A 22,727-nucleotide genomic window follows, 5' to 3' on the forward strand; every position below is an offset into this window, starting at 1 on the left:
CGCCACCCTGGCGCTTCCCGCCGCCGCGCGGCGGCTTTCAGCCGAAGAACCAGTAGCACACGCCGATGGCCGCCAGCACGCCGGCCAGATCGGCGATCAGGGCGCAGCCCACCGCGTGGCGCGCCCGCAATATGCCCACCGATCCGAAATACACCGCCAGCACGTAGAAGGTGGTTTCGGTGCTGCCTTGCACCACCGCGGCCAGCAGCGCGGGGAAGCTGTCCACGCCGAAATGCGTCATGGTTTCCAGCATCATGGCGCGCGCCGCGCTGCCCGAGAAGGGCTTGACCAGGGCCGTCGGCAAGGCGTCCACGAAGCGCGTGTCCCAGCCGGCCTGCACCGCCAGCCAGCGGATGCCGTCCAGCAGGAAATCCAGCGCGCCCGAGGCGCGCAGCACGCCCACCGCGCACAGCATCGCGACCAGATAGGGCAGCAGGCTCTTGGCAATGTCGAAGCCTTCCTTGGCGCCTTCGATGAAGGCCTCGTAGACCGGCACCTTCTTCCAGGCGCCCGCCACCAGGAAGGCGATCAGGATGCCGAACAGGACCAGGTTGCCCAGCAGCGACGACAGCGAGGCGATGGCCGCCGCCGACATGCTGGCCAGCAAGGCCATGAATCCGCCCATGAGCAGCGCCGCGCCGCCCAGCCAAAGCATGACCACGGGATCGATGAGGCGCAGCCGCTGGCAGGCCGCCACGGCCAGGAACCCGGCCAGGGTCGATGCGCTGGTGGCCAGCAGAATGGGCAGGAACACCAGCGTCGGGTCCGGCGCGCCTTGCTGCGCGCGGAACATGAACAGCGTCACCGGTAGCAGGGTCAGCGATGAGGCATTCAGCACCAGGAACAGGATCTGCGCATTGCTGGCGGTTTCGGGCGTGGGATTGAGCGACTGCAATTCGCGCATGGCGCGCAGCCCGATGGGCGTGGCGGCATTGTCCAGCCCCAGGCCGTTGGCGGCGAAGTTCAGCGTGATCAAGCCGATGGCCGGATGGTTGCGCGGCACCCCGGGCATCAGGCGCGCGAACAGCGGACCCAGCAGGCGCGCCAGCTTTTCCACCAGCCCGGCGCCCTCGGCGATGCGCAGAAAGCCCAGCCACAGCGTCAGCGTGCCGAACAGCAGCACCATCACTTCCACCGACACGCGGGCCATGTCGAACAGGCTGGCGACCATCATGCGGAAGACTTCGGGGTCGCCGATGACCAGCCAGCGGTACAGCGCCGCCGCGGCCGCGGTAAGGAAAAAGCCCAGCCAGAGTTTGTTCAGCATGCGGAGACTGCCCGGATAGCGATGGATTGCGCGCTGCGCGCCGAGGCCCATTGTCGCAGAGTCGGCAGGCCGCAGCTTGGCCCGGCGCCGCCAATTCTGGTACTTTGACCTGATACGCCCTGGGGCCTGGGGCCATAACAGTGAGGAACACTCATGGACTTCAATGCGTGGCGCCGGCGCCGCATCTCGGAACCCGCTTACCGCTGGGCGCGCAACGCGCTGCCCGCCATGTCGGCGACGGAGCGCGAAGCCATCGAGGCCGGGGACACCTGGTGGGATGCGGATCTGTTCACCGGCAATCCCGACTGGCGCAAGCTGCTGGACGTGCCGGCAGCCACGTTGACCGCGGACGAGCAGCGCTTCATAGATGGCCCGCTGGCACGGCTTTGCGCCATGCTGGACGAATGGGACATCACCTGGAACCGGCGCGACCTGCCGCCCGAGGTATGGGACTTCCTGAAGGCCGAACGCTTCTTCGGCATGATCATTCCGCGGCGTTACGGCGGCCTGGGCTTTTCACCCTACGCGCACTCCGAGGTCGTGCGGCGCATCTCGGCCTATTCCATTACCGCGGGCGTGACCGTGATGGTGCCCAACTCGCTGGGGCCGGGCGAACTGCTGATGCAGTTCGGCACCCCGGCGCAGCGCGACTACTGGCTGCCGCGGCTGGCGGACGGGCGCGAGGTGCCTTGCTTCGGCCTGACCAGCCCCGAGGCCGGCTCGGACGCCGCGTCCATGGTGGACACGGGCGTGGTCTGCCGCCAGGTGGTCGACGGGCGCGAACTGATCGGCATCCGGCTCAACTGGCACAAGCGCTACATCACGCTGGGGCCGGTGGCGACCGTGCTGGGCCTGGCTTTCAAGCTGTCGGACCCCGACGGCATCCTGGGCGGCGCCAAGGACATCGGCATATCGGTCGCGCTGGTGCCGACCGAAGCGCCCGGCGTGGAGATCGGGCGCCGCCACCTGCCCGCCATGCAGGTCTTCCAGAACGGCCCCAACCGCGGACGCGACGTGTTCGTGCCGCTGGATGCGCTGATCGGCGGCGCAGAACGCGCCGGCCATGGCTGGCAGATGCTGATGAGCGCGCTGGCGGCGGGGCGGGGCATTTCCCTGCCTTCGCTATCGGCCGCCGCCGCCGCGATGTGCGCGCACACCACGGGCATGTATGCCCGAGTGCGCGAACAGTTCGGCATTCCCGTGGGCAAGTTCGAAGGCGTGCAGGAAGGGCTGGCCCGGCTGGCTGGCAATGCCTATCTGGTCGAAGCCGCCCGGCGCCTGACCTGCGCCGCGCTGAACCAGGGCGTCAAGCCGGCGGTGGTCTCGGGCATCATGAAGTACCACGCCACCGAGCGCATGCGCGGCTCGGTCAACGACGCGATGGACATCCATGCCGGCCGCGCCGTCATCGACGGTCCCAGCAACTACCTGGGCGCGCTGTACCGCGCCGTGCCCATCGCCATCACGGTCGAGGGCGCCAACATCCTGACGCGCAACCTGATCATCTTCGGCCAGGGCGCGATCCGCGCCCACCCTTACCTGATGCCGGAAATCCTGGCGCTGGGCAACCCCGACGAAGACCGCGGCATGGAGGTCTTCCACGACGTGTTCTGGCGCCATCTGCGCCACACGGGCATCAACGCGCTGCGGGCCATCGGCCGCGCCTGGACTGGCGGAGTGCTGGCGCCTGCGCCTTCATCCGGCCCCGTGGCCGGCCACTACCGGCGGCTGGGCCGCTATGCCTCGGGCTTCGCGCTGCTGGCCGATGCCACGCTGGCGCAACTGGGCGGGGGGCTGAAGCGCCGCGAGATGATCTCCGCCCGTCTGGGCGACATTCTGTCCGAGCTGTATCTGCAGTCGGCGGTGCTCAAACGCTGGGAAGACGAGGGCCGCAAGCACGACGACCTGCCGCTGGTGCATTGGTGCCTGGAGCAGGGCTACGCCAGCATCGAGAAAAGCATGGACCAGGTCTTGCGCAACCTGCCGGGCCGCGTGTTGTCATGGGGGCTGCGCGCCGCCATCCTGCCGTTGCGCCTGGCCAAGGGGCCGAGCGACGCCTTGACGCGGGAATGCGCGGAACTGCTGCTCAAGCCTTCGCCCACGCATGTGCGCCTGGCGGCCGACCTGCATCGCGAGGCCGGCGCCGCCGGCGACGATCCGGTGGGTCTCCTGACCCGCGCCTTCGCGTTGGCGGACGCGGTGCAGCCGCTGCGCGACCGCCTGCGCCAGTCCGGCGTGCGCGATTGGCGTGAAGCCCACCAGCGCGGCGCCATTACCGACGCGCAGGCGGCCTCGCTGCAAGAGGCCGAAGCGCTGGTGTCGCGGGTGTTGCAGGTGGACGATTTCGCGCCTGAAGAGCTGTCGCCGCAGGCCGCCAAGGCGGGTTCGGGAGAGGCGTAGGGAAGAGACGCAAGCTCCCGCAAGGCGGGAGCAAGGTCTTAGTCGTCCTGGTTCGGATCCATGTCGGGGAACAGGATTTCAGTGAACCCGAATTTGCTGAAGTCCTGGATGCGCGACGGGTAGAGCCGGCCGATCAGGTGGTCGCATTCGTGCTGCACCACCCGGGCGTGAAACCCCTCGGCCTCGCGCTCGATGAGCTGGCCGTAGGGATCGCGCCCGCTGTAGCGGATGTGGCGGTAGCGCGGCACCACGCCGCGCAGGCCCGGCACCGACAGGCAGCCTTCCCAGCCGTCTTCCATTTCGTCAGACAGCGGCGTGATGACCGGATTGCACAGAATGGTCTGCGGGACGGCGGGCGCGTCCGGATAGCGCTCGTTGCGGTCGAAGCCGAAGATCACCAGCTGCAGGTCCACGCCGATCTGCGGCGCGGCCAGGCCCACCCCTTGCGCGGCGGCCATGGTTTCGAACATGTCGTCGATCAGCGCGTGCAGTTCGGGCGTGTCGTAGCGTTCCACGGGCGCGGCCACGCGCAACAGCCGCGGATCGCCCATTTTCAGGATGGTGTGGATCATGGAATGTCTTCCTGGCGTCGGCCGCGCGGGGGCTCAGTCCTGGCGGCCCTTTTTCTGGATGAACTCGATCTTGTAGCCATCGGGGTCTTCGACAAAGGCGATGACGGTCTTGCCGTGCTTCATCGGGCCGGCTTCGCGCGTGACCTTGCCGCCTTTTTCCTTAACCTTGTCACAGGCCTCGTAGGCGTTGTCGACTTCCAGGGCGATGTGGCCGTAGCCGGTGCCCAGGTCGTACTTGTCCGTGTCCCAGTTGTGGGTCAGTTCGATGACGGCGCCTTCGGATTCGTCCTGGTAGCCGACGAAGGCCAGCGTGAACTTGCCCTCGGGGTAGTCATTGCGGCGCAGCACGCGCATGCCGAGCACGTTGGTGTAGAAGTCGATGGACTTGTCGAGGTTGCCGACTCGCAGCATGGTGTGGAGCATACGCATGGGATGTTTTCCTTAAGCGGTGAGGGGGAGCGGGAAGAATCCGCCGCTGCCGGCGGCTTCCCGGGTGATGCCGATGTCGCGCAGCGCGCCGCCCATGGCGTCGACTGCCTGCCGCATCTGGTCGGGCCCGAAGGCGCCGATGCAGCCGACCCGGAACGAAGGTTGTTCGGTGTTGTAGAAGTTGCTGAGCACGTAGCCGCGGCGCTTGAGGGCGTCCACGAACAATTGCAGGTTCCAGGTCGGCGCGTCAGGGGCGCGGACGTTGACGACGATGGGGCCCTGCAGGGCAGGCGTCAGGTAAGGCGCCAGGCCCAGCTCCCTGACGCCATCATATAGCGTGCGCATGTTGGCTGTGTAGCGTGCCAGGCGGGCCTCGCGGCCTTCTTCGCGGTGCAGTTCCAGCGCCACGGCCAGCGCCGCCAGCGTGGGGGCGGGCGGCGTGAAACGCGGGCCGGCATTGGGCTGCAGGCTTTGCTGGTAGATGTCGGCCAGGTCCAGCGACCAGCTGCCGGCGACGCCGCGCGCCGCTTCCAGGCTGTCGCGCCGCGCCACCACGAAGGCGGCGCCGGGCATGCCTTCCAGGCACTTGTTGGCGGTCAGCACCACCGCTTCCACGGCGGGCAGGGCGCGCAGCTCCAGGGGCAGCGCGCCGAAGGCGGACACGGCGTCGACGATGACGCGGCGGCCGAGCCCGTGCGCGATGCGCGCGAGTTCAGGCACGTCATGGCAGATGCCGCTGCCGGTTTCGCTGTAGACCAGCGCCAGGTGCGTGAGCGTGGGATCCTGTTCCAGGGCGTGGGCGACCGCCAGCGGATCGATCCGCTCGGTGGGGCCGACGGGCAGCGGCACGGCGACGCGGCCGGCATCGCCGGCCAGCTTTTGCAGGCGGGCGGCGTAGGCGCCGGTGGAGGGGGCCAGCAGGCGACCGCCGGCGGGGATGAAGCTGCGGATCGCGGCTTCCACCGCGAAGTGGCCGCAGCCCGGCAGCGCCAGCGCGGCATGCTCGTCGGGCGACGCCAGCGCCGCGCGCAGCACGCCATCGCAGACCTGCCGGTAGGTCTGGCGGAAATCGTTGTCCCACGGCGCATAGTCTTGCGCCATGGCGGCCTTCACCCGCGCGTCGGTCGTGACCGGGCCCGGAATCAGCAGCAACATTTTCGTGTCTCCAGAATGCCTCAGAACTGAGGCAAGGATGCGGGGTCGTGACGCCGCAGGATGTTCTTGGCGTCTTCGAAGTCGGGCAGGATCTGCCCCACTTCGCGCCAGAAGTCCTGACTGTGGTTCATTTCGCGCAAATGGGCAAGCTCGTGCGCGATGACGTAGTCGATGATGGCGGGCGCGAAATGGATCAGGCGCCAGTTCAGCATGATGTTGCCGTCGCTGGTGCAGGAGCCCCAGCGGGTGGCGGCCGAGGATAGGCGCCAGCGTTGGATCTTCAGGCCGCTGACCTGCAGGAAGTGGGCCAGGCGCGCGCCGAACCAGGCGCCGGCGCGCTGTTGCAGCCAGGCCTGGGCCGAATCGCGGATGCGGCCCTGGTCCGCCGAGGATGGCAGCGCCAGCCACAAGGTGTCGCCATCCTGCGGGGCGTCGGCGTCGCCCGACAGGTTGGCCTGGCGGCTGTCGCCGCCTACGCCGATCACAATGCGCTTGCCCAGGTAGGGCAGTTCGCCGCCCGCCTGCCAGCGCGTGTGCGCCATGGCAAGCTGCTGCTTGCGGGCGTGCCATTCGCGCAGCTTGGTGAGGATCCAGCGGGCTTTCTCGCGCACGGCGTCGTCCACCTGCGTCAGCGTGACCCAGTTCGGGGCGGTGACGCGCAAGCCGTCGTCGGTGATCACGAAGCCGATGCTGCGGCGGCGCGAGCGCAGCAGCACGAAGCCGATGGGCTGCTGCTCGGTCGAGACTTCGCGCCAGCGCGCGCCGGGCGGCAGCGGGTCGGGGCAGGGCGTGGGGACGAGCGAGGCCGCGTTGGGCGACAGCGTCAGCAGCGGTTCGCCCGCAGGGGCGGCAGCCGGGGGCAGATCGGGGAAGAGGGGCTTGGGCGCGGCCGGCTTGGGCGCGGCCGGCTTAGGTGCGGCCGGAGCCTTCGGCGCGGCGTTCAGCGGCGGCGCGCCCGTGGGCGCGTCGTGCTGCTGTTCGTCGAACAGGAGTTCGAGCTGATCAGTGCTGGCCATACCTTTCTGGATTGAGACGCCGCATTTCCCCTTCGATCCAGTCCTGAACCTTTTTGTTCAGTTCCTCGGGGGAGAGTCCCTTGGATTCTATCGCGGGACCGATGGACACGGTAACCATGCCCGGATACTTCACAAAGGCGTTGCGGCGCCAGCATTCGCCGGCATTGTGCGCCACCGGGATGACGGCGGCGCCGGTGCGCGAGGCCAGCAGCGCGCCGCCCATCTTGAAGCGGCCGGTCTTGCCGGGCGGCACGCGGGTGCCCTCGGGAAACAGCAGGGGCCAGCGGCCTTCGTCCAGGCGCGTCTGGCCTTGCTTGACCACCTGGTCGAAGGCATCGCGACCCTTGGCGCGGTCGATCGGGATCATGCGCAGCAGCGCCAGGCCCCAGCCGAAGAACGGCACCATGTGCAGTTCCTTCTTGTAGACGAAGCAGACTTCGCGCGGCATGTGGGCGGGGAAGAACAGCGTTTCCCAGGCCGATTGATGCTTGGACAGCAGCACCGCCGGGCCGTCGGGCAGATTTTCCCAGCCCTTGACCTGCCAGCGGATGCCGCAGAAGAAGCGCGCGCCCCAGATGGCCAGGCGCGGCCAGCCCACGGTCAACTTATAGCGCCAGTGCAGCGGCAGCGGCGCCCACAGGATGCAAGCGAACGCGTAGGGGATGACCGTGACGGCCAGGAACAGGAAGTACAGCAGCGAACGTAGGCGGGCCATCGGATCAATGGTCCTGCAGCAGCGCGTCGACCACGGCCGACAGATCGTCGCAGACGCGGGTATTGTCCGGCAAGCCGCCCTTGGCCAGCGTCTTCTTGCCATTGCCGCTCAGCACCAGCCAGGGCGAGCAGCCGACCGACGACGAGGCCTGCAGGTCGCGCAGCGAATCGCCCACCGCCGGCACGCCGGCCAGGTCGACGTCGTAGCGGTGCCCGATCTGTTCGAACATGCCGGGCTTGGGCTTGCGGCAGGCGCAGTTGTCATCGGGGCCGTGCGGGCACATGAAGACCGCGTCGATACTGCCGCCTGCGGCGGCCAGTTCGCGGCGCATCTTGGTATGGATGGCCGTCAGCGTGTCCATGTCGAACAGGCCGCGCGCCAGACCCGACTGGTTGGTGGCGACCACCACCTTCCAGCCCGCCTGCGTCAGCCGGGCGATGGCGTGCAGGCTGCCGGGCAGGGCGATCCATTCGTCGGGATTCTTGACGAACGAATCGCTGTCCTGGTTGATGACGCCGTCGCGGTCTAGGATGATGAGCTTCACTGTGCCAGCCTGGAGATGTCAGCGACCTGGTTCATCAGGCCATGCAACTGGCCCAGCAGGGCCAGCCGGTTGGCGCGCACGGCCGGGTCCTCGGCCATGACCATGACGTCGGCAAAGAAGGCGTCCACGGGTTCGCGGACCTGGGCCAGCGTGCTCAGGCTGCCGGCGAAGTCGCCCGCGGCCAGTTGCGCCTCGGCCTTGGGGCGCAGCGCGGACACGGCGGCGGCCAGCGCCTTTTCGGCCGGTTCCACCAGCGCGGCGTCGTTCACCGCGCCGATCTCGCCTTCGGCCTTCTTGAGCAGGTTGCCGATGCGCTTGTTGGCGGCGGCCAGGCTGGCGGCCTCGGGCAGCAGCGCGAAGGCGGCGGCAGCGCGCACGCGCTCGGCCACCTGGTGCAGCGGCGGGGTCAGCGCGATCACGGCTTCGACGGCGTTGCGGTCGAAGTCGTTGATCAGCTGGTTACGGTAGCGTTCGTAGATGAAGGCGCGGACCTCGGCCAGCGTGTCGGCGGGAATCTTGCCGGCGGGGAAGGTCCCTGCGGCCAGTTGCAGCAGGCCGTCCAGCGACAGGGGGCCGGCCGAGCTGATCTTGAGCCAGCCGCCTGCGGCCAATTGCTCGAACGCGCTGATCAGGCCCAGCGCGGCGCGGCGCAGGCCGAAGGGGTCGCGTTCGCCGGTGGGCGCCAGGCCGATGGCCCAGATGCCGACCATGGTTTCCACGCGCTCGGCGATGAACAGGATGGCGGCGGTCAGCGATTCAGCGGTGACGGGCGCGTCGTAGCGGTTGCGGTACTGCGTGCGCAGAGCCTGCACCACGCTGTCGGGCTCGCCGTCGCCGGCCGCGTAGTAGGCGCCCATGACGCCTTGCAGCTCGGGGAATTCGCCCACCATGTTCGAGCCCAGGTCGGCCTTGGCCAGCATGGCTGCGCGGTCGGCGGCGGATACGTCGCCGCCCAGTTGTTCGGCCACGCCGCGGGCGATGGCGCGCACGCGCTCCACGCGTTCGAGCTGGGTGCCCAGCTTGTTGTGGTAGACGATCGAGCCCAGTTGTTCGACGCGCGCCGCCAGCGGGGTCTTGCGGTCGGTTTCAAAGAAGAACTGCGCGTCCGCCAGGCGCGGGCGCACCACGCGCTGGTTGCCTTCGACGATGTTCACCGGATTGTCGGTGCGCATGTTGCTGACGATCAGGAAGCGGTGCGTCAGGCGGCCGCTGGCCGGATCGAACAGCGGGAAGTACTTCTGGTTCAGCCGCATGGTCAGGATCAGGCATTCCTGCGGCACTTGCAGGAACTGCTCTTCGAACTGGCCCACGTAGACGGTGGGGTGTTCGACCAGGGCCGTGACTTCGTCCAGCAGCGCGGCCACTTCGGGATCATCGCCCAGGGTGGCGTTCAGGCGGCCGGCATGGTCGAGCAGCTGGCGCTGGATCTCGTCGCGGCGGCCTTCGAACGAGGCCATCACGCGGCCCTTTTCGGCCAGGGTGGCGGCATAGGCGTCGGCGTCGGCGATGGACACGGGACCCGCGCTCATGAAGCGGTGGCCCAGCGTGTCGCGGCCGGCGGCCAGGCCCAGCGCGGATACCGGCACCACGTCGGCGCCGAACAGCGCGACCAGGCCGTGCGCCGGACGCACGAACTTGACGGTGGTGACGCCGTCGGCCAATTGGTAGCGCATGACCTTGGGAATGGGCAGGCCGTTGATGGCGGCGTCGATGCCTTCCTGCAGGCCGGCTGCCAGTTGGGCGCCGGGAGCGGTGCCGCGGGCGACCAGGTAGTCCTGCTTGCCGTCGGATTCGCGTTCCAGGGTAGCCAGATCGATGTTTTCCAGGCCCTTGGCGGCCAGCTTTTTCTGCAGCGCGGGGGTAGCCTTGCCGTCTTCGGTCAGGCCGATCTTTACCGGCATCAGCTTTTCGGCATAGGGCTGGTCGGGCGCCTGCGCCAGCACGGCGGACAGGTGCACGGCCAGGCGCCGCGGCGTGGAATACGCGGTGGCGGCGCAGCCGGCGGCCAGCAGGCCGTGGCGCTCCAGCGTGGCGCGCACGCCTTCGGCGAAGGCCTGGCCCAGCTTCTGCAGGGCCTTGGGCGGAAGTTCTTCGGTCAGCAGTTCGACCAGCAGCGGGCGGATGTTCGTCGTCATTTATGCAGCCTCCCCGGCGGCCTTGTCGCGGCCCAGCATGGGAAAGCCCAGTCGTTCGCGGGAATCGTAATAGGCCTGCGCGACGGCGCGCGACAGGTTGCGGATGCGGCCGATGTAGGCGGCGCGCTCGGTGACGCTGATCGCGCCGCGCGCGTCCAGCATGTTGAACGTATGCGCGGCCTTCAGCGCGGCCTCGTAGGCGGGCAGCGCCAGCGGCACGTCCATCAGGCGCTTGGCCTCGGCTTCATAGTCGTTGAAGTGCGAGAACAGCATCTCGGCCGACGAATGCTCGAAGTTGTAGGTCGACTGCTCCACCTCGTTCTGGTGAAACACGTCGCGATACAGCACGCGGTTGCCGTTGGCGCCTTCGGTCCAGACCAGGTCGTACACGCTTTGCACGTCCTGCAGGTACATGGCCAGGCGCTCCAGGCCGTAGGTGATTTCGCCGGTGGTCGGCGTGCAGTCCAGGCCGCCCACTTGCTGGAAGTAGGTGAACTGGGTGACTTCCATGCCGTTCAGCCAGACTTCCCAGCCCAGGCCCCAGGCGCCGAGGGTGGGGTTTTCCCAGTCGTCCTCGACGAAGCGGATGTCATGCTGGGCCGGGTCGATGCCCAGCGCCTTGAGCGAGCCGATGTACAGGTCCAGAATTTCTGGGGGCGCGGGCTTCAGCACCACCTGGTATTGGTAGTAGTGCTGCAGGCGGTTGGGGTTTTCGCCGTAGCGGCCGTCCTTGGGGCGGCGCGAGGGCTGCACGTAGGCGGCGCGCCAGGGCTCCGGACCGATCGCGCGCAGGAATGTGGCGGTATGCGAGGTGCCGGCGCCGACTTCCATGTCGTAGGGCTGCAGCAGGGCGCAACCCTGCTTGTCCCAGTATTCCTGGAGCGTAAGGATGATTTGCTGAAAGGTGAGCATAGGATTCTTGGAATTCGGCCGCCGGGCAAGGCTTGCCCTGGGCGTGGGAAACCCGACATTTTAACTGGCCCGGGGCGGTCCGGTTCCCGAATGCCGGGCGGACGGTTACATCTAGGACTTCTGGGCGGTTCACAAGGGGGACAGTGTGCCGCTGGTGGACGCCGCGCGGGCCTGTCGCTGCGCCTGGAAACCAATGATCGTATGATTCCAGGTTGCGTACCAAGTCTTATATAAAACCCGGAACCCGATTCCGAGAATTCCCGGAAGGAGCAGTCCCATGTCAGACCTGATCAAGGTAGAAGTCACCGACGGCATCCAGATCATCACGATCAACCGTCCCGAGGCCAAGAACGCCATCAACCTGGAAACCGCGCAGGCCATGGCCGCGGCGCTGGACCAGCTGGACAGCCGCGACGACATCCGCATCGGCATCCTGACGGGCGGCGGCGGCACGTTCTCCTCGGGCATGGACCTGAAGGCCTTCGCCAAGTCGGGGCAGCGTCCCTACGTGGAAGGCCGCGGCTTCGCCGGCCTGAACGAGCGGCCCCCCAAGAAGCCGCTGATCGCGGCGGTGGAAGGCTACGCACTGGCTGGCGGCTGCGAAATGGCGCTGGCTTCCGACCTGATCGTGGCCGCCAGCAACGCCAAGTTCGGCCTGCCTGAAGTCAAGCGCGGCCTGGTGGCCGGCGCCGGCGGCATGCTGCGCCTGCCGCGCCGTCTGCCGTACCACATCGCCATGGAAGTGATCCTGACGGGCGAAATGTTGACGGCCGAGCGCGCCTACTCCTTCGGCCTGGTCAACCGCATCACCGAGCCGGGCGCCGCCCTGGCTGGCGCGCTGGAACTGGCCCGCGCCATCGTCGAGAACGGCCCGCTGGCGGTACAGACCGCCAAGAGCATCGTGGCGCAGTCGGGCGATTGGGACCAGGCCAGCATGTTCGACCAGCAGCGTCCGCTGATCGCCCACATCTTTTCGTCGGCCGACGCGAAGGAAGGCGCGACCGCCTTCGCCGAGAAGCGCAAGCCCGTGTGGCAAGGCAAATAAAATAGGCATCAAGCACCCGCGCGCGGCCGGTCCTGCCGGCCGCGTTTTCACGTTACCCATCTATACCCGCATATCGCCATGTCAGTCATCATTAAAGAAGAAGACTTCATCCAGTCGATAGCCGATGGCATCCAGTTCATCAGCTACTACCATCCCGTCGACTACATCCGCCACCTGGCCCGCGCCTATGAGCGCGAGGAAAGCCCCGCCGCGCGCGACGCGATGGCGCAGATCCTGACCAACTCGCGCATGTGCGCCGAGGGTAAGCGTCCGCTGTGCCAGGACACGGGCATTGTCAACGTCTTCCTGAAGGTCGGCATGGGCGTGCGCTTCGAGACCAAGCGCACCCTGCAGGAACTCTGTGACGAAGGCGTGCGCCGCGGTTATCTGAACCCGGACAATCCGCTGCGCGCTTCGGTGCTGGACGATCCGCTGTTCGCGCGCAAGAACACGCGCGACAACACGCCCTGTATCCTGCACGTCGAGCTTGTCCCGGGCGACAAGGTCGACGTGCAAGTCGCTTCGAAGGGCGGCGGTTCGGAAAACAAGTCGAAGTTCGCGATGCTGAATCCGAGCGATTCGCTGGTGGACTGGGTGCTCAAGACGGTGCCGACGATGGGCGCGGGCTGGTGCCCGCCGGGCATGCTGGGCATTGGCGTCGGCGGCACGGCCGAGAAGGCCATGCTGATGGCCAAGCAGTCGTTGATGGAAGACATCGACATGTACGAGCTGCTGGCCCGCGGTCCGCAGAACAAGCTGGAAGAGCTGCGTATCGAGCTGTATGAGAAGGTCAATGCGCTGGGTATCGGCGCGCAGGGCCTGGGCGGCCTGACGACGGTGCTGGACGTGAAGATCAGCACGTTCCCCACGCACGCGGCTTCCAAGCCGGTGGCGATGATCCCGAACTGCGCGGCGACGCGTCATGCGCACTTCGAGCTGGACGGCTCGGGTCCGGCGCGCCTGGATCCGCCGTCGCTGTCGGAGTGGCCGGAAGTGCATTGGGCGCCGGACTACAACAAGTCCAAGCAGGTGGACCTGAATACGCTGACCAAGGAAGAAGTGGCCAGCTGGAAGCCGGGTCAGACGCTGCTGCTGTCGGGCAAGATGTTGACGGGCCGCGATGCGGCGCACAAGCGCATCCAGGACATGCTGGCCAAGGGCGAGCCGCTGCCGGTGGATTTCAAGAATCGCGTCATTTACTACGTGGGTCCGGTGGATCCGGTGCGCGACGAAGTGGTCGGCCCGGCGGGTCCCACGACCGCTACGCGCATGGACAAGTTCACCGACATGATGCTGGAGCAGACGGGCTTGATCGCGATGATCGGCAAGTCGGAACGCGGTCCGGTGGCGATCGAATCCATCAAGAAGCACAACTCGGCTTACCTGATGGCGGTGGGCGGCGCGGCCTACCTGGTGTCGAAGGCTATCCGTGGCGCCAAGGTGCTGGGTTTTGCGGACCTGGGCATGGAAGCCATCTATGAGTTCGACGTGAAGGACATGCCGGTGACCGTGGCGGTTGATGCTCAGGGTACCTCTGTCCATACCACGGGGCCCAAGGAATGGCAGGCCAAGATCGGGAAGATTCCTGTCGCTGTGGCTTGATTCCGTAGGTTGTGAGAAAAACGGCTGCCAGGGGACTGGCGGCCGTTTTTTTTTGGCTTTAGTGCCTGGTGCTTCGTAGGCCGCCCGGGCGGCCGATAAAGACATACGTGATTTATTTGATTGTGATGGTGTTCGCTTGCGCGAACGCCCACATCTCCAGCCTCCGCTACACGGCAGCCAAACCTCCGCCTCACCCCGCGCGCAACCTGCTCATCCCTCCTTCCTCAATCCCGCGCAAAACGCCGCAATCGCTTCTGGCGTCTTCCCCAACACCTCCCGCAGCACTTCCTCCGTATGCTCCCCAAGCAGCGGCGGCGCGCGGCGGTACTCGACCGGCGAGGCCGACAGCCGCAGCGGGCTTGCCGTCACCGCCGCCACGCCGCCCGCCGGATGCGGCATGTCGCGGCGCAGCTGCCGCGCCTGCGCTTGCGGATGCGCCTGGGCCTGCGCGATATCGTTGATCGGCCCGCAAGGCACGCCCACGGCCTCCAGCCTGGCGATCCAGTCGTCGCGTTTGCCCTGGCGCATGATCTCGGTCAGCAGGCCGACCAGCAGTTCGCGGTTGGCCAGGCGCATGCGGTTGGTGGCGAAGCGCGGGTCGTCGCCCAGTTCGGGTGCGCCGATGGCACGGCAGTATGCGCGGTACTGCGATTCATTGCCCGTGGCCACGATCAGGTGGCCGTCGCTGGCGGCGAACACCTGGTAGGGCACGACGTTCTGGTGGGCGTTGCCGGCGCGCTGGGGTGCCACGCCGGAGTTGAAGTAGTTCGAGTTCTGGTTGGCCAGCAGGGCGACGTGGCTGTCCAGCAGGGCGATGTCCAGGTGTTGGCCCAGGCCGCTGTTGTGGCGTTCCTGCAAGGCGGCCAGGATCGCGACGGTGGCGTACATGCCGGTGATGATGTCGGTCACCGCCACGCCGGCCTTCTGTGGCCCGCCGCCGGGCAGGTCGTCGCGTTCCCCGGTGATGCTCATGAGGCCGCCCATGCCCTGGATCATGAAGTCGTAGCCAGGATGCTGCGCGTAGGGGCCGTCCTGGCCGAAGCCGGTGACCGAGCAATAGATCAGGCGCGGATTGATCTGCTTCAGGCTGTCGTAGTCCAGGCCGTACTTGGCCAGCCCGCCGACCTTGAAGTTCTCGACCAGGATGTCGCTGGCGGCCGCCAGTTCGCGGATCAGCGCGGCGCCTGCGGGCGTGGCCATATCGGCTTCCACCGAGCGCTTGTTGCGGTTGGCGCTGAGGTAATAGGCGGATTCCTCGGTGTCCTGGCCGTTGCCGTCCTTGAGGAACGGCGGACCCCAGGCGCGGGTGTCGTCGCCCACGCGGGGGCGTTCGATCTTGATGACGTCGGCGCCCAGGTCGGCCAGGTTCTGCGTGCACCAGGGGCCGGCCAGGATGCGCGATAGATCCAGTACGCGGATGCCGGTCAATGCGGGCGCGCGGGTCATGGCTTCAGCTCCGCGGTGCCGTGGCTCATGACCACCACGCCGCGTTCTTGCGCGCGGGCCTGGAAGCGGAGCTGGCCGCCGGGCAGGCGCCAGATGTCGCACTGCAGGGTTTCGCCGGGATACGCCGGCGCCGAGAAGCGCGTGTTCAGGCTGACCAGGCGCGAGGCGTCGTAGCCGCAGCAGCTTTTGACGATGGCGTGCGCCGCCACGCCGTAGGAGCACAGACCGTGCAGGATGGGTTTGGGGTAGCCGGCCTGGCGCGCGACCTCCGGGTCCGCGTGCAGGGGATTACGGTCTGCATTCAGGCGGTACAGCAGCGCGGCATCGGGCGGAATGCGTAGCTCGCAGCGCAGGTCCGGTTCGCCGTCGGGCGCGGCGGGTAGGGGCTCTGGGCTGCTGTCTCCCTGGCCGAAGCCGCCGTCGCCGCGGCAGAAGGTGCTTTGGCGCAAGGTGGCGAGGCAGGCGCCGTCTTCGCCATGCAGGGTGCGCTCGGTGATGATGATGGCGCCCTTGTCGGCGCCCTTGTCGATCACGTGCGTGTTGCGGCTCCTGCCGGTGACCACGCCGGCTGCGGGCAGGGGCGCATGCATGGTCAGCCGCTGCTCGCCGTGGACCACGCGTACCCAGTCGATGCCGGCGCGCGGGTCCTGGACCCAGAAGCCCGGATAGCCCAGCACCACGCTCATGGTGGGAAAGGACTGCAAGCCCTTTTCGTACACGTAGCGCAACTGTCCGGTGTCTTCGGGGTCCTGCCCCAGGCCTATGCCCAGGGCGTACAGCATGGTGTCTTTTTCGTCGTAGCGCTGACGCACCTCGTCGAAGCGCCAATTCTTCACGGTTGCGTAGTCCAGGGGCATGGCGGCCTCAGATGGGATCCCAGTCGATGACGTCGGGCGAGCGCTCCAACGCGTAGAAGTGCTTGCGCATGGCGGGCACGGCGATCTCGGCGATGCGCTCGGGCGTCCAGCCTTCGCCGTGGTGCACGGTGCGCAGCGGGCGCGGTTGGCTCATCAGCATGATCTCGTTGGCGCGCACCGCGAAGATCTGCGCGGTGACCTCGCTGGCGGCGTCGCTGGCCAGGTAGACGGCCATGGGCGCAACCTTGCCGGCTTCCATTTTCTTCAGCTTTTCGACGCGGGCCTTTTCTTCGTCGGTCTCGGCGGGAATGGGGCTGGTCATGCGGCTCCATGCGAACGGCGCGATGCAGTTGGAGCGCACGTTGTAGCGCGCCATGTCCAGGGCGATGGATTTCGACAAGGCCACGATGCCGAGCTTGGCCGCCGCGTAGTTGGCCTGCCCAAAGTTTCCGATCAGTCCGGACGTGGAGGTCATGTGCACGAAGGCGCCGGACTCCTGTTCGCGGAAGTAGGGCGCAGCCGCGCGGCTCATGAAGAAGGAGCCGTTGAGGTGCACGCCCAGCACCTGGCTCCATTCCTCTTCGCTCATCTTGTGGAAAACCCGGTCGCGCAGATTCCCGGCGTTGTTGACCACGGCATCGATGCGGCCGAACGCGTCTATCGCCGTCTGCACGCAGCGGCTGGCGCTGTCGTACGCGGCCACGCTGTCGGTGTTGGCGACGGCCTGGCCGCCGGCCGCGACGATCTCCTTGACGACCGCTTGCGCGGGACCCTCCGCGCCGCCTTCGCCGGTGAGCGAGACGCCGATGTCGTTCACCACCACCTTGGCGCCAGCCTGCGCCATGGCCAGCGCAATGCTGCGGCCGATGCCGCCGCCCGCGCCCGTCACGATCACCACTTTTCCGGAAACTATGCCGCTCATTGAAGCTGACTCCTGTGCTGCGGCGCGCGCGCCGTGTGGAAAACAGTTCCGCATCAAACGCCCTGGTTTGAGGGGATGCACCATGGTAGATTCGACGAGGCATGCGAAGAATTCAAAATTAGATATGCCCCCCTTCTGCGTGGTGGAACATGAGACACGATCTGACGGACCTGCGTTTGTTTCTGAACGTGGGGGAAACACTCAATCTGACCCGGGCTGCGGAACGCACCTTCCTGTCCCTGCCGGCGGCAAGCGCGCGGGTGAAGAACATGGAAGAGGCCTTCAAGGCCAGGCTGTTGGTGCGCATGGCCACGGGCGTGGCGCTGACGCCGGCGGGTGAAGTGCTGCTCAAGCATGCGAACGCCGTGTTCCGGCAGCTGGAATGCTTGAATGCGGACCTGCAACCCTACGCCAGCGGCTTGAAGGGCCGCTTGCGCCTATTGGCCAACACCACGGCCACCAATTCCTTTCTGGCCGACGCGCTGTCCACGTTTCTTGCGGAAAACCCGGATGTGGATGTGGAGCTGGAAGAAAAGATTTCCGGCGATATCGTCATTGCCATACGCGCAGGTCAGGGAGACCTGGGGCTGGTGGCGGGCAACATCGACGTGTCGGGCCTGGACGTCACGCCGTTGTTCCGCGATGAACTCACCGTGGTGACGTCGCTGGACCATCCGCTGGCCGCGTCGGAGTCCGCGCATTTCGCCGACCTGCTGGACGCGTATCAGTTCGTCGGCATCCATCCGGACAGCGCCATCCAGACCTTCCTGGAAGACATCGCCAGCGGCCTGGGCAAGCGCATCTGCCAGCGCGTGCACGTGGGCAGCTTCGAAGCCGTGTGCCGCATGGTGGAGGCGGGCGCGGGGATCGCGGTGGTGCCGCGCGCCTGCGCGGCGCGCTACAGCCGTCCGGACGCGCTGCATGTGCTCAAGCTGGACGATCCCTGGGCGTTGCGCGACCGCCTGCTGTGCCGTCAGCGTGGACGCGATCTGCCCAGTTTCGCGGAGTGCTTCATCGAACACGTGCAGCGCGCGGCGCGCGGCCTGTAGCGCCTCCCGAAGAGGGGCTTTTGCAAATGTGTAGCGGCGGCTCCGCAGGTTCGGCAAATAATAAAAAAGGCGTCAGGCAGCAGTCCTAGAGCTTGGCCGCCCATAAAACCGAGAACCAGGAGACTGCCGTGACCGATCTACTACGCCGCCGCGCCGTTGCGCGGCTGGGCGCCGCATGCGCTGCCGCCGCGGTGCCCGCGCTGTTCCCCAGGCTGGCCCGCGCCGCCGCCTGGCCTGCGCATGCCGTGAATTTCATCGTGCCGTTTCCTGCGGGCGGTCCCGTGGACACGACCGCGCGCTTCACCACGCAGCCGCTGGGACAGCTGTGGTCGGTGCCCACGGTGGTGGACAACAAGTCGGGCGCCGGCGGCATCGTGGGCGCGCAGTTCGCGGCCAAGTCCGAGCCCGACGGCTACAACTATTTTTTCGCCTCCATCCACCATGCGGTGCTGCCCAGCCTGCGCGGCAATCTGAGCTACGACATTACGCGGGACTTCGTGCCGGTCGGCATGGCGGCGGTGTTTCCCATCGTGCTGGTGGTGAACGCGACGCTGCCCGTGAATTCGGTCAGCGAGCTGATCGCCTATGCCAAGGCCAACCCGGGCAAGCTGTCGTTCAGCTCGTCAGGCACGGGCGGCGGCACGCACCTGGCCGGCGAATTGTTCAACGCCATGGCCGGCGTGCGCATCCAGCACGTACCCTACCGCGGCAGCGCGCCCGCCATGCAGGACCTGCTGGGCGGACAGGTGCAGGTGATGTTCGCCGATGGGCCTTCCGCCGTGCCGCATCTGAAGGGCGGCAAGGTGCGAGCGCTGGGCGTGGGAAACCCCACGCGTTCCAGCATGCTGCCCGACGTGGCGACGATCGCCGAGTCCGGCCTGCCGGGCTACGAGGCGTACTCGTGGAGCGGCGTGATGGCGCCCAAAGGAACGCCGCCCGACATCGTCAAACGCGTGAATGCGGATTTGGTGAAGGTGCTGTCGGATCAGGCCACCGCGCAGAGCATGATCGCAGCGGGCGCCGAACCCAAGCCCGGCACTCCAGAGCAATTCGGCGAGTTCGTGCGTGATGAAATCGCCAAATGGCGCGACGTCATCAAGACGGCCAATATCAAGCTGGACTAGAACCGGCGCAGGGCGTCGCGCGCGGCGAGATACTCGGATTCCAGCTGATCCACCAGCATCGCGGCGGGCAGGATCTCCTGCGCCGCGCCCACGCCCTGGCCTGCGCTCCACACATCCTTCCAGGCCTTGGGACGCGAGCTCTTGTCCATGTTCGCGGGCGGGGCCACGCCGTTCCTGGCAAGTTCCAACGGATCCAGCCCCGCCGCCTGGATGCTGGCCGACAGGTAGTTCGCGGGCACGCCCGAGAAATAAGGCGTGTAGGTCACGTCCGCCGCCTGCGCCTGCAGCACCATTTCGCGATAGGCGTCGCCGGCCAGCGATTCCCGCGTGGCGATGAAGCGCGTACCCATGTAGGCGAAGTCGCAGCCCAGCACCTGCGCGGCCAGGATGTCCTTGCCGTGGCTGATACAGCCGGACAGCGCCAGCGGGCCGTCGTAGAAGGCGCGGATCTCGTTGATCAGCGCGAATGGACTTAGCTGTCCCGCATGGCCGCCCGCGCCTGCCGCCACCAGGATAAGGCCGTCAACGCCGGCGTCCAGCGCGCGCTTGGCATGCCGCACGTTGGTGACGTCGTGGAACACCAGCCCGCCGTAGCCGTGCACGGCGGCCACCACGGCTTCGGGGGCATGCAGCGAGGTGATGATTAGCGGCACGCGCCGCTCGGCGCAGATGGCCAGGTCGCCCTGCCAGCGCGGATTGCTGGGGTGGACGATCAGGTTGACGCCGTAGGGCGCGATCGTGGCGTCTGGCGCAGCCTGGCGTTTCGCGGCCAGGCCAAGTTCGATGCGTGTGAGCCAATCGTGCAGCTGTTCCTGCGGGCGGGCGTTGAGCGATGGAAAGGTGCCGATGATCCCCGCCGCGCATTGCGCCACCACCAGGTCCGGTCCGGAGACCAGGAACATGGGGGCGCCGATGACGGGCAGGCGGGTCTGGGCGTGCAGCGCGAGCGGGGGATTCATCTGGATGCTCCGGTAGTACTCAATTGGCCTGGATGTTGGCGCTCTGGATGACGTCGGACCACAAGGCGTATTCACGGTCGATGCGTGATTGCAGCGCCTTGGAGTCGCCGGTGTTGATGGTGTAGCCGCCATCGGTCATGGCCTGGCGGAAGGCCGGATCGCTGGAGACTTCGTTCAACGCGCGGGTCAGGCGGGCCGCGACGGCGTCGGGCAGCTTCTTCGGCCCCACCAGCGCGTACCAGCCGACCACCTCGTAGTCCTTCATGCCGGCTTCGACCATGGTGGGCACGTCGGGCAGTTCGGGGTTGCGGGTCTTGGAGGTGACCGCCAGGGCGCGCGCCTTGCCGCTCTTGACGAAGGGGATGGCGGTGCTGGTGATGTCGAACATGAAGGTGATCTTGCCGCTGATCACGTCGACCATGGCGGGCGAGTTGCCGCGGTAGGGCACGTGCAGCATGGGTACGCCCGCCTGCTTCTTCAGCAGCTCGGCCGACAGGTGGTTGGACGCGCCGATGCCGGCGGAGCCGAAGGACACGGCGTCGGGATGGGCGCGGGCGTAGGTGACCAGTTCGCCGACGTTCTTGGCGGGGATCTGCGGGCCGATCAGCAAAACGTTGGCGTAGTCCACCACCAGTCCGATCAGCGAGAAGTCCTTGCGCGGATCGAACAGCGTGCTGCGCTGGACCAGCGGCGACATGGTGAGGGTGGGGCTGGCGGCGAAGCCCAGCATGTAGCCGTCGGGCGCAGCCTTGGCGGTGGCGTCAGAGGCGATCATGCCGCTGGCGCCGGCGCGGTTTTCCACCACCACGGACTGGCCCAGCTTGTCGCCCAGGTACTTGGCGAAGACGCGGGCGGTGGTGTCGACGGGGCCGCCGGGGGCGTAGCCGACCAGCAGCCGGATGGGGCGTTCGGGATAGGCGTCGGCCCAGGCGTTAGAAGCCGTGGCGAGCGTCGCCGTGGCGGCGGCCGCGGCGAGCAGGGTCTTGATGTTCACGCTGTAGTCTCCTTGTGGGTAAGTGGCGGGTCGTGCAGCGGAACAGCGGGTCCGCGGCTACGCCAGCCTTTCTTTCAGCGGCTGCTTGAGGATCTTGCCGCTGACGGTGGTGGGAATGGTGTCGATGGGGATGATGCGGGCGGGCCGCTTGTACGGCGCCAGCTGCGCGCGCAGATGCAGCATCAGCAGGTTGGTGTCCACGGTGGCGCCGGGCAAGGGCTCGACGAAGGCGATGACTTCTTCGTTTTGATCGGCGGTGGGGCGGCCGACCACGGCCGACAGGCGCACGCCGGGGAACGCGTTGATGACGGACTCGACTTCCAGCGGATAGACGTTGAAGCCGGAGCGGATGATCAGGTCCTTGGAACGGCCCGCGATGTACAGCGCGCCCTGTTCGTCGACGTAGCCGATGTCGCCGGTGTTGAGCCAGCCGCCGGGCAGCAGCGCCTGCGCGGTTTGTTCGGGATTGCGGTAGTAGCCCAGCATGACGCCCGGACCGCGGATCAGGATGTCGCCGCGCTCTCCCGGCGCGGGCTTGCCGCCGTCGGGGCTGCCGATGCGCATTTCCACGCCTTCGACGGCGTGGCCGGCCGAGCAGTCGCTGCGCGGCGCATCGATGCGGGTGACGAACATGGATCCCGCGTATTCGGTGATGCCGTAGCCGTGATGCATGGCGACGCCGAAATAGCGCTCGGCATCGCGCTTGAGCGTGGGGTCCAGCGCCGCGCCGCCCGTGTACAGGTAGCGCAGGGCCGGCGCTCGCAGTTCCGCGCGTGGGGGCGCCACCGCCATCATGCGGCTGAACATGGTGGGCACGCCCTGCAGGATGCTGACGCCCGGATGCGCCAGGGCCTTGAAGGCGTCGGCGGCGTCGAAGCGGCTGCGCAGCACCAGGCTGGCGCCGGCGTGCACCGTGGCCATCAGCACGGTGGCGATGCCGAAGATGTGCGACATGGGCAGCGCGGCGTAGCCGATGTCCTGCGGCGTCAGGCGGCGCGAGGCGGCTGACACGCGGGCAAAATGCAGCAGGCCGCGATGCGGCACGAGGACCCCCTTGGGGGCGCCCGTGGTGCCGGACGTATAGATCACGGTGGCCACTAAGGCGGCTGAATCGCCGGTCTCGGCTTGCGTGGGGCTGTCCGCACGCGCAGCCTGCACGCCGGGTCCCCAGACGTCGGGATCGGCGTCGGTGGCGCCGGCATGCTCGGCATGGGCTGCGGCGGCGTGCGAGACGCCGCTGGTGTAGAGCAGCAGTTCGGGTTGCGCATGAAGACGGATGGCGTCGATCTCGCGCGTGGACAGGCGTGCGTTCACGCCCACGGGCCAGGCCCCGGCCGCGCTGCAGGCAAACAGCGCTGCGATCATGGCCGCGCAGTTTTCACCCGCGATCAGCACGCGATGCCCTGGACGCACGCCCTGTTCTTCGAGCCATGCGGCCGCGGCCTGTACGCGCCGCCAGAACTGCGCGTAGCTCAGTCTGCCGCCGCCCTCCTCGTATAGAAAGGTGGCGTCGGGCCGCTGGTCGGCTTGCTGCGCCAGCAATTGATGGATGCGGGTAAGAGGGGCTGCCGGGGACATGGTTGC

20 protein-coding genes are annotated in these 22,727 nt (G+C 67.5%); 5 read left to right on the forward strand and 15 right to left on the reverse strand.

Going from position 1 to position 22,727, the window contains the following annotated elements; all coding sequences use genetic code 11:
* Positions 1-37: 37 nt before the first annotated feature.
* Positions 38-1,267, reverse strand: a complete 1,230-nt coding sequence (locus ACZ5YA_RS26680; RefSeq protein WP_280015423.1) for a nucleoside recognition domain-containing protein — start codon at positions 1,265-1,267, stop codon at positions 38-40.
* Between the two features lie 153 nt (positions 1,268-1,420).
* Here ACZ5YA_RS26680 and ACZ5YA_RS26685 point away from each other — a divergent pair, with 153 nt between their 5' ends.
* Complete coding sequence (locus tag ACZ5YA_RS26685; protein WP_464091451.1) at positions 1,421-3,667, forward strand: acyl-CoA dehydrogenase; 2,247 nt, start codon at positions 1,421-1,423, stop codon at positions 3,665-3,667.
* A 38-nt stretch (positions 3,668-3,705) separates the two neighbouring features.
* On the opposite strand, the gene def is transcribed toward ACZ5YA_RS26685, so the two are convergent.
* From def to glyQ, 8 genes are read right to left on the reverse strand one after another with little or no spacing between them, the layout of a single operon-like run.
* Positions 3,706-4,239, reverse strand: a complete 534-nt coding sequence (gene def / locus ACZ5YA_RS26690; protein ID WP_059371527.1) for a peptide deformylase — start codon at positions 4,237-4,239, stop codon at positions 3,706-3,708.
* Between the two features lie 33 nt (positions 4,240-4,272).
* Complete coding sequence (gloA, locus tag ACZ5YA_RS26695) at positions 4,273-4,668, reverse strand: lactoylglutathione lyase (RefSeq protein ID WP_054457526.1); 396 nt, start codon at positions 4,666-4,668, stop codon at positions 4,273-4,275.
* Positions 4,669-4,680: 12 nt separating this feature from the next.
* Positions 4,681-5,823 carry a 2-aminoethylphosphonate--pyruvate transaminase gene (locus ACZ5YA_RS26700; protein WP_251877857.1) on the reverse strand — a complete coding sequence of 381 codons (1,143 nt, stop codon included), beginning with the start codon at positions 5,821-5,823 and terminating at the stop codon, positions 4,681-4,683.
* A gap of 20 nt (positions 5,824-5,843) precedes the next feature.
* Positions 5,844-6,839, reverse strand: a complete 996-nt coding sequence (locus tag ACZ5YA_RS26705) for a M48 family metallopeptidase (protein ID WP_118932408.1) — start codon at positions 6,837-6,839, stop codon at positions 5,844-5,846.
* The gene (locus ACZ5YA_RS26710; RefSeq protein ID WP_059371529.1) at positions 6,826-7,554 is read right to left on the reverse strand and encodes a lysophospholipid acyltransferase family protein; all 729 of its coding nucleotides are present in this window, start codon (positions 7,552-7,554) and stop codon (positions 6,826-6,828) included. Before ACZ5YA_RS26710 ends, ACZ5YA_RS26705 begins: the two co-directional genes overlap by 14 nt.
* Positions 7,555-7,558: 4 nt before the next feature.
* Positions 7,559-8,098 (reverse strand): D-glycero-beta-D-manno-heptose 1,7-bisphosphate 7-phosphatase, encoded by a 540-nt coding sequence (gmhB, locus tag ACZ5YA_RS26715; RefSeq protein WP_118932407.1) that lies wholly within the window; start codon positions 8,096-8,098, stop codon positions 7,559-7,561.
* A complete protein-coding gene (gene glyS, locus ACZ5YA_RS26720) occupies positions 8,095-10,233 on the reverse strand; it encodes a glycine--tRNA ligase subunit beta (protein WP_118932406.1) in 2,139 nt (712 codons plus the stop codon). Before glyS ends, gmhB begins: the two co-directional genes overlap by 4 nt.
* Entirely contained in the window at positions 10,234-11,145 is a 912-nt protein-coding gene (glyQ, locus tag ACZ5YA_RS26725) for a glycine--tRNA ligase subunit alpha (RefSeq protein ID WP_059371532.1), read from the reverse strand.
* Positions 11,146-11,422: 277 nt separating this feature from the next.
* On the opposite strand from glyQ, the gene ACZ5YA_RS26730 reads away from it, so the two are divergent.
* Positions 11,423-12,190: a crotonase/enoyl-CoA hydratase family protein gene (locus tag ACZ5YA_RS26730; RefSeq protein ID WP_059371533.1), complete on the forward strand. Its 768-nt coding sequence runs from the start codon at positions 11,423-11,425 to the stop codon at positions 12,188-12,190.
* Positions 12,191-12,268: 78 nt separating this feature from the next.
* Positions 12,269-13,792: a fumarate hydratase gene (locus tag ACZ5YA_RS26735; RefSeq protein ID WP_054457515.1), complete on the forward strand. Its 1,524-nt coding sequence runs from the start codon at positions 12,269-12,271 to the stop codon at positions 13,790-13,792.
* Between the two features lie 210 nt (positions 13,793-14,002).
* Here ACZ5YA_RS26735 and ACZ5YA_RS26740 read toward each other — a convergent pair whose 3' ends face one another.
* Genes ACZ5YA_RS26740 through ACZ5YA_RS26750 form a run of 3 tightly spaced genes read right to left on the reverse strand, consistent with a single transcriptional unit; the run spans position 14,003 to position 17,017 of the window.
* The gene (locus ACZ5YA_RS26740) at positions 14,003-15,238 is read right to left on the reverse strand and encodes a CaiB/BaiF CoA transferase family protein (RefSeq protein WP_118932404.1); all 1,236 of its coding nucleotides are present in this window, start codon (positions 15,236-15,238) and stop codon (positions 14,003-14,005) included.
* A complete protein-coding gene (locus tag ACZ5YA_RS26745; protein WP_464091452.1) occupies positions 15,235-16,095 on the reverse strand; it encodes a MaoC/PaaZ C-terminal domain-containing protein in 861 nt (286 codons plus the stop codon). Before ACZ5YA_RS26745 ends, ACZ5YA_RS26740 begins: the two co-directional genes overlap by 4 nt.
* Before the next feature lie 7 nt (positions 16,096-16,102).
* Positions 16,103-17,017, reverse strand: a complete 915-nt coding sequence (locus ACZ5YA_RS26750) for an SDR family NAD(P)-dependent oxidoreductase (protein WP_464091453.1) — start codon at positions 17,015-17,017, stop codon at positions 16,103-16,105.
* Between the two features lie 149 nt (positions 17,018-17,166).
* Between ACZ5YA_RS26750 and ACZ5YA_RS26755 the strand changes: the two genes are divergently transcribed.
* Positions 17,167-18,066, forward strand: coding sequence for a LysR family transcriptional regulator (locus ACZ5YA_RS26755; RefSeq protein ID WP_059371537.1), 900 nt, complete (start codon positions 17,167-17,169; stop codon positions 18,064-18,066).
* A 128-nt stretch (positions 18,067-18,194) separates the two neighbouring features.
* Positions 18,195-19,190 (forward strand): tripartite tricarboxylate transporter substrate binding protein, encoded by a 996-nt coding sequence (locus tag ACZ5YA_RS26760; protein ID WP_118932417.1) that lies wholly within the window; start codon positions 18,195-18,197, stop codon positions 19,188-19,190.
* On the opposite strand, the gene ACZ5YA_RS26765 is transcribed toward ACZ5YA_RS26760, so the two are convergent.
* Genes ACZ5YA_RS26765 through ACZ5YA_RS26775 form a run of 3 tightly spaced genes read right to left on the reverse strand, consistent with a single transcriptional unit; the run spans position 19,187 to position 22,721 of the window.
* On the reverse strand, positions 19,187-20,149 hold the full coding sequence (locus tag ACZ5YA_RS26765) for an NAD(P)H-dependent flavin oxidoreductase (protein ID WP_464091454.1): 963 nt from the start codon (positions 20,147-20,149) through the stop codon (positions 19,187-19,189). The two genes, ACZ5YA_RS26760 and ACZ5YA_RS26765, sit on opposite strands and share 4 nt — an antisense overlap.
* Before the next feature lie 19 nt (positions 20,150-20,168).
* A complete protein-coding gene (locus tag ACZ5YA_RS26770; protein WP_059371540.1) occupies positions 20,169-21,143 on the reverse strand; it encodes a Bug family tripartite tricarboxylate transporter substrate binding protein in 975 nt (324 codons plus the stop codon).
* Between the two features lie 57 nt (positions 21,144-21,200).
* Positions 21,201-22,721: a class I adenylate-forming enzyme family protein gene (locus ACZ5YA_RS26775; protein ID WP_464091455.1), complete on the reverse strand. Its 1,521-nt coding sequence runs from the start codon at positions 22,719-22,721 to the stop codon at positions 21,201-21,203.
* Between the last annotated feature and the right edge of the window lie 6 nt (positions 22,722-22,727).

It is taken from the genome of Achromobacter sp. JCM 18799 (assembly GCF_055395645.1).

Bases quoted from the DNA above. Each gene is read 5' to 3' on its own strand.
- ACZ5YA_RS26680 (WP_280015423.1), bottom strand. From the start codon at position 1,267: ATGCTGAACAAACTCTGGCTGGGCTTTTTCCTTACCGCGGCCGCGGCG.
- ACZ5YA_RS26685 (WP_464091451.1), top strand. From the start codon at position 1,421: ATGGACTTCAATGCGTGGCGCCGGCGCCGCATCTCGGAACCCGCTTAC.
- def (WP_059371527.1), bottom strand. From the start codon at position 4,239: ATGATCCACACCATCCTGAAAATGGGCGATCCGCGGCTGTTGCGCGTG.
- gloA (WP_054457526.1), bottom strand. From the start codon at position 4,668: ATGCGTATGCTCCACACCATGCTGCGAGTCGGCAACCTCGACAAGTCC.
- ACZ5YA_RS26700 (WP_251877857.1), bottom strand. From the start codon at position 5,823: ATGTTGCTGCTGATTCCGGGCCCGGTCACGACCGACGCGCGGGTGAAG.
- ACZ5YA_RS26705 (WP_118932408.1), bottom strand. From the start codon at position 6,839: ATGGCCAGCACTGATCAGCTCGAACTCCTGTTCGACGAACAGCAGCAC.
- ACZ5YA_RS26710 (WP_059371529.1), bottom strand. From the start codon at position 7,554: ATGGCCCGCCTACGTTCGCTGCTGTACTTCCTGTTCCTGGCCGTCACG.
- glyS (WP_118932406.1), bottom strand. From the start codon at position 10,233: ATGACGACGAACATCCGCCCGCTGCTGGTCGAACTGCTGACCGAAGAA.
- glyQ (WP_059371532.1), bottom strand. From the start codon at position 11,145: ATGCTCACCTTTCAGCAAATCATCCTTACGCTCCAGGAATACTGGGAC.
- ACZ5YA_RS26730 (WP_059371533.1), top strand. From the start codon at position 11,423: ATGTCAGACCTGATCAAGGTAGAAGTCACCGACGGCATCCAGATCATC.
- ACZ5YA_RS26735 (WP_054457515.1), top strand. From the start codon at position 12,269: ATGTCAGTCATCATTAAAGAAGAAGACTTCATCCAGTCGATAGCCGAT.
- ACZ5YA_RS26740 (WP_118932404.1), bottom strand. From the start codon at position 15,238: ATGACCCGCGCGCCCGCATTGACCGGCATCCGCGTACTGGATCTATCG.
- ACZ5YA_RS26745 (WP_464091452.1), bottom strand. From the start codon at position 16,095: ATGCCCCTGGACTACGCAACCGTGAAGAATTGGCGCTTCGACGAGGTG.
- ACZ5YA_RS26750 (WP_464091453.1), bottom strand. From the start codon at position 17,017: ATGAGCGGCATAGTTTCCGGAAAAGTGGTGATCGTGACGGGCGCGGGC.
- ACZ5YA_RS26755 (WP_059371537.1), top strand. From the start codon at position 17,167: ATGAGACACGATCTGACGGACCTGCGTTTGTTTCTGAACGTGGGGGAA.
- ACZ5YA_RS26765 (WP_464091454.1), bottom strand. From the start codon at position 20,149: ATGAATCCCCCGCTCGCGCTGCACGCCCAGACCCGCCTGCCCGTCATC.
- ACZ5YA_RS26775 (WP_464091455.1), bottom strand. From the start codon at position 22,721: ATGTCCCCGGCAGCCCCTCTTACCCGCATCCATCAATTGCTGGCGCAG.